Raw genomic sequence first — 306 nt, 5'->3', positions numbered from 1 at the left:
AGGAATAAAAAAACGCTGATACGAAGCGCAGTCAACATACGTCTGTATACAAAAATCCGGACGAATTCGAGAGGAATCGTTCGGATTACTATGAGAATAAGATACTTTTTGTCCACTTTCCTGCTATTTTTGCTTTGCGGCTTGTGTCATTTGGTTCCAGATAGACCCTTTTGCCTCTTCACCATCTTCAACCCTTGCTAAGGCCATTTTCACTTGCATTCTGACTTCAAATTCAGGGTCTTCCATCGCATCTTTAAGAGCAGGAACCGCTGATTCATCACCTAATTCATATAAAAACATTCCCGC

Annotated in this window: 1 protein-coding gene; it reads right to left on the bottom strand. The window is 41.2% G+C overall.

Features of this window, described 5'->3' with window-relative positions; translation table 11 throughout:
• Positions 1-123: 123 nt before the first annotated feature.
• Positions 124-306: HEAT repeat domain-containing protein (locus JKP73_RS22560; protein ID WP_200412027.1), on the bottom strand; the 183-nt coding region annotated here is incomplete at its 5' end.

The sequence above is a fragment of the Virgibacillus salexigens genome, assembly GCF_014905415.1.
Classification (GTDB): domain Bacteria; phylum Bacillota; class Bacilli; order Bacillales; family Amphibacillaceae; genus Virgibacillus; species Virgibacillus salexigens.
Note: the sequence above shows the minus strand (reverse complement) of the source record. Positions and strands in the feature narration are given on the sequence as shown.